This window comes from Pontibacter sp. HJ8 (assembly GCF_054824225.1).
In genome coordinates this window covers 1-5,013 of the sequence record NZ_JSYF01000374.1, presented here as the reverse complement: position 1 = coordinate 5,013, position 5,013 = coordinate 1, and the positions used below count along the sequence as shown (strand labels likewise).

Here is a 5,013-nt window from a genome sequence, read left to right as displayed (position 1 = left end):
GAAGCACAACTGATAATTGCTATGAAAAACAGCGATGTGGAGAAATTGGAAAAACTGCTTCACGATGATTTACTATTCATCCTACCGAGTGGTCAGACGATCACGAAAGCGATGGATTTGGAAACACATCGTTCCAAAAAACTCAAAGTTGAAAGTGTAAAAGCAAATTTAGAAGAAATCAAAATAATTGGAGACAACGCAATTGCTGTTTCAATGATCGAAATGAGTGGAGTCGCAAACGGAGAAGTGTTCGAAGGAACATTCAAATATCTTCGGGTATGGAAATTATTTGAAAATCAATGGAAAATTATTGCCGGAAGCGCCGGGCAACTGTGAATGTACCGGCAGCCAACTTAATGGCCAAACGTCAGCATTCATAATAACTGAACCCTAAAAAGAGAACCATAAAATGGCCAAAGTAAACAGCGGACAGAAAATCCTTCACTTTCCTCTGACCAAAATAATAGTCGGACTCATAGTGTGTATTGGAACAGTTAAAATTGGACAAGTCCTGGTTCAGGAAATTCTGGAATTCACAAGTTTTGACCAGGACTTGAAAAGACTGATCGGAGGGGTGTTCACGGCCATGCTGGCGATACTTTCCTATTGCTTTTTATTCAAATTCTATGAAAAAAGAAAAATCACAGAATTCTCGACAAACAACCTTGTTAAAAATATAGCAATCGGAATTATTTTGGGTGCCCTCTTGCAGTCGTTGACCATATTGGTGATCTACCTAAAGGGAGGCTATACAATATTATCCATCAATCCCATTCTGTTTATTCTTCCGGCACTGACGATGGCGTTTACTTCTGCCATTTTTGAAGAAACTTTGCTGAGAGGAATCATTTTTAGAATTCCGGAAGAGAAATTGGGCAGTTATGTTGCGTTACTGATTTCTGCATTTTTATTTGGAGCACTGCACCTCTTCAATCCCAATAGTTCTTTGGTTGATGCGATCGGACTTGCCATTCAGGCAGGACTTTTACTTGGTGCCGCTTACATCTATTCCAGAAACTTATGGTTTCCCATTGCACTTCATTTTGCCTGGAACTTCACACAATCTGGAATTTTCGGAGCAAATGTATCAGGCACTACCCTCTCAAAAACATTGATAACTTCTAAAATTGAAGGTGCAGCATGGTTTACCGGTGGAGAATTTGGTCCGGAAGGTTCCATACAGGCCACGCTATTCTGTCTGATCCCAACCATTATACTTTTAGTGTTAAGCCATAGAGAAGGGAAAATTGTAAAACCCTATTGGAAGAAAAAAAGCAAAGCGCTAACACTAGTTTTGCAATAGCAGGGTTTTCATATCGGATTGAACATTCGGAATTCAATGTAGCATTCCTGTTGCGTTTTAAGCTGGCTCTTCCAAGTAAAAGGTCTGCCCGAAATATTGATGCCTGGATGAGTAACTGCTTATATTCTTCCATTGGATTGCTATGAAGCAAGAATGTCATGAAGCATGATACTTCATGCTGCAATTTAATTTTACCAAACCGTTTCGGTATGCTCATTATTTAGCTTAATGCTTATATTTGCGACAGATGGCAATGGGGTTTGCCCTGAACCGCCGGTAGTCTGTACCGGCTGATAACTCCTACCAGGAGCGTAGCGCTGGCTGCTTTCCCCGGACTGTTATCCTTATACCCTATGTCAAGACCATCTGCACCTATCTCAGCTTTCAAACTTTTACTCAGGAGAATTTTATCTGTCGGCGAACAAGGCGCAGCGTTCCTCTATACCCTGAAGTGGCTGCTGATATGTGTGGTCGTGGGTGTGTTGGTTGGCTCTTCATCCGCCTTTTTCCTGGTATCGCTCGATTGGGTGACCAATTACCGCGAAGCCAATCCCTGGATTATTGCGCTCCTGCCCCTGGGCGGGCTTGTCATTGGTTTGCTCTACCATTACTACGGGCAGCGGGCCGTAAAGGGAAACAACCTGCTGCTGGAGGAGATTCATGCGCCGAGGGAGCGTATACCTTTCCGGATGGCGCCGCTGGTGCTATTTGGCACGTTGGTTACGCATTTGCTGGGCGGCTCAGCCGGCCGGGAAGGGACAGCCGTGCAGATGGGCGGTACCCTGGCGGACCAATTCACCCGGGTGTTCCGGCTGCGCCCCCGTGACCGGAAGCTCCTGATCACTGCCGGTATCAGCGCCGGCTTTGCTTCGCTCTTCGGTACCCCGCTGGCAGGCGCCATTTTCGGTCTGGAAGTGTTCATCGTCGGGCGCATGCGCTACGAGTCGCTGTTGCCAAGTTTCCTGGCGGCAGTCGTGGCTGACTATACCTGCACGGCCTGGGGCGTAGGGCACCTCCACTACGAAATTCCGTTTGTTCCTACTATGTCGGTCACAGGCTTTGCATCCGCTTTGCTGGCCGGCGCCGTTTTCGGACTGGCAGGTATGGTGTTTGCCAAAACTACTGTATTCTGGGGGAACGTATTCAGCAAACACATTGTGTACCCACCGTTACGGCCGGTAGTCGGCGGCGTAGTGATAGCGGCAGTTGTTTTTGCCATGGGCACGACCAAATACATCGGCCTGGGTATACCTACTATACAGGCTGCTTTCTCTGAGCCCTTGCCGGTATACGATGCTGCGGTGAAGATCCTGTTTACTTCCTTCACACTCGGGGCTGGCTTCAAAGGAGGCGAGGTAACTCCGCTGTTCTTTACCGGTGCCACCCTGGGAAATGCACTTTCACTGGGTATACCTTTGCCGATGGCGTTGCTTGCCGGCATGGGGTTCGTTGCCGTGTTTGCAGGCGCTACCAACACGCCGCTCACCTGTATCATCATGGCCATCGAATTGTTCGGAGCCGAGAGCAGTATTTACATGGCCATGGCCTGCGTGACAGCCTACATTTTTTCGGGTCATTCGGGTATCTACGGGGCACAGGTTATAGGTAGCCCGAAGCATTTATTTTTCGGAAGGGAGAAAGGCCAGTCGCTCTCTTCCATAGCCGAAGCCCGTCGCCAGAAAAAGTCCTCCCGCTAACACAGCAGCTCCCTTCTTTGAAAATTCCTTTTGCTTGATCCTGAATAGGATGATAGCAAGTATATACAGCATTGTGTTGTTTTTCTTTCGAATCTTACGTATAATTTAAGAGCTGATTATCTGTGCCTTATGTGATCGAGCCATGGCTAGGATTTCCCGACTTTTACTTGTTTGTCTTTACCTCTTCCTGGTACTGCCGGAGGTACTGGCACAGCCTGCTGCAAAGGATACGGTATACTTTTCGGGCAAGCGTAAAAGCATCAAAATCCCCTTCAAACTGGTGCATAATCTGATCATCATACCGGTGCAGATCAACGATTCCAAACCACTCAATTTCATACTGGATTCCGGTGTTAAAAATACCCTGATCACACACCTGCATTTTTCCGATTCGCTTAACCTGAACGAGACCGGCCGTATCGTCATACAGGGCCTGGGCACCGGGCACGAATTAGAGGCGATCTATTCGTCTGGTAACACCATGCACATGCCCGGTATTAAGGGTGACAAGCACCAGGTATACGTGCTCATGGAAGACGTCTTCAACCTGTCGACGCGGATGGGGATGCCGGTGCATGGCATCATCGGATACGATATCTTCCGCAACTTCATTGTGAAAATCAATTACAGCGCCAGAACCCTGACACTTTACAGGCCTGATACAGAGTTGCCCGTTCCGAAAAGGGGAGAGGTATACCCGCTGATGATCGAAAACACGAAGGCCTATGTCGAGGCCCGGGTGCGGCAGTACAACGGGGATTCCCTCAATGTGAAACTGGTCATCGATACGGGGGCCAGCCATTCACTTTCGCTCTACCTGCCCAGTGACAAGCGCCTGCAGCTTCCCCCCAAAGTCATGCAAGCATACCTGGGCAGAGGCTTGAGCGGCGACATCAATGGCAAGATCGGGCGCCTGAATGGTTTTATGCTGGGCAAGTATGAACTTCAGGATCTGCCGGCCTCTTACCCGGACGAAGAATCGATCCGGATGGCGCTGAATCTGGCAAACCGGAATGGCAATTTAGGTTCAGATATACTCAAGCGCTTCACTGTTATATTTGATTATCCGCACCAGCGGATGATGCTCGTGCCTAATAAAAAATACAACGAGCCTTTCTATCACAACATGTCGGGCTTTGAGATAAGCACGCCACTGCCCGGAGCCAATTTCTATATTGTGTCGCACGTCATAGAGGATTCGCCTGCCAAACTGAGCGGGCTGGAGCCCGGGGACCAGCTGATCAACATCAACGGGAAGGATTGCAAGGAATTAGGCCTGGAAGAAGTGCTGCAACTATTTGACAGCAAACCAGGCCGCAAACTCCGCGTGAAGCTAAAGCGCGATTCCAAACTTCTCAATGTAGAGATGGTGCTCCAGAGCCGCATCTGACAGGACGGCTTATTGCGTGCTCATGTCCATGTATACCTGGAACAATAGTAACAATACCGCCAGCACGATCAGCCCAAGCCCCACGTACAAACGCACTTTCGGCACGGGTGTCATGACCATGTTCCCCATTTCGTCCACCTTCCTGAACCGCAGATTAGAGAGTATAAGTCCGTTGCCAAAGCTAAGCCAGATGGCAGCCATAAGCGCATCTTGCGTAAGAAAAAGAGAGGCGGTACCGATCGCGGAAAACAGAATTCCGATGAGTACGCTGATGGACAGATTTTTCATGTAGGTATAGGTTTAGGAGGAGTTGCGGCTGCAACTCGCCCGGCTCGCGCTGCAAGTTACGCAAACAGGCGCAATGCTATACCTGACTTGCCGGTTTGTGATAAGCTCCGGCAAAAAATTCCTGCAACTGGCTCCTGCATCCAATCCTTTTCGGTAAGGTTCAGAAGGTATAGCAGCTGTATGTTGTAACATTTAAAGGGAAGTGTTTCATTATTATCATAAAATCAAACCTATTCTTGTATAAATCGATATTATTTGCAAACCTTTGTTTTGTGAATGGGAAAAGGCCCGTTTATTATTTTTTAGAACTCCGATTAGAAAATGAAAAAAAAGCC

At 47.8% G+C, this 5,013-nt stretch carries 5 protein-coding genes and 1 riboswitch; of the genes, 4 read left to right on the top strand and 1 reads right to left on the bottom strand.

Translation table 11 applies throughout. The features are described 5' to 3' along the window. The 4 genes from OB13_RS15785 to OB13_RS15770 form a co-directional block, all read left to right on the top strand. Positions 1–336 (top strand): nuclear transport factor 2 family protein (locus OB13_RS15785; RefSeq protein WP_461491139.1); only part of this gene is annotated, 336 nt, incomplete at its 5' end. Between the two features lie 73 nt (positions 337–409). After that, a complete protein-coding gene (locus OB13_RS15780) occupies positions 410–1,303 on the top strand; it encodes a lysostaphin resistance A-like protein (protein ID WP_461491138.1) in 894 nt (297 codons plus the stop codon). A gap of 240 nt (positions 1,304–1,543) precedes the next feature. Then, a riboswitch (Fluoride riboswitch) is annotated at positions 1,544–1,613 on the top strand. Between the two features lie 43 nt (positions 1,614–1,656). Continuing rightward, positions 1,657–3,000 carry a voltage-gated chloride channel family protein gene (locus OB13_RS15775; RefSeq protein ID WP_461491137.1) on the top strand — a complete coding sequence of 448 codons (1,344 nt, stop codon included), beginning with the start codon at positions 1,657–1,659 and terminating at the stop codon, positions 2,998–3,000. Between the two features lie 142 nt (positions 3,001–3,142). Continuing rightward, positions 3,143–4,390, top strand: a complete 1,248-nt coding sequence (locus tag OB13_RS15770; RefSeq protein WP_461491136.1) for an aspartyl protease family protein — start codon at positions 3,143–3,145, stop codon at positions 4,388–4,390. Positions 4,391–4,399: 9 nt separating this feature from the next. On the opposite strand, the gene OB13_RS15765 is transcribed toward OB13_RS15770, so the two are convergent. Further along, positions 4,400–4,678 (bottom strand): hypothetical protein, encoded by a 279-nt coding sequence (locus OB13_RS15765; protein WP_461491135.1) that lies wholly within the window; start codon positions 4,676–4,678, stop codon positions 4,400–4,402. Positions 4,679–5,013: the final 335 nt, after the last annotated feature.

Bases quoted from the DNA above. Each gene is read 5' to 3' on its own strand.
- OB13_RS15780 (WP_461491138.1), top strand. From the start codon at position 410: ATGGCCAAAGTAAACAGCGGACAGAAAATCCTTCACTTTCCTCTGACC.
- OB13_RS15775 (WP_461491137.1), top strand. From the start codon at position 1,657: ATGTCAAGACCATCTGCACCTATCTCAGCTTTCAAACTTTTACTCAGG.
- OB13_RS15770 (WP_461491136.1), top strand. From the start codon at position 3,143: ATGGCTAGGATTTCCCGACTTTTACTTGTTTGTCTTTACCTCTTCCTG.
- OB13_RS15765 (WP_461491135.1), bottom strand. From the start codon at position 4,678: ATGAAAAATCTGTCCATCAGCGTACTCATCGGAATTCTGTTTTCCGCG.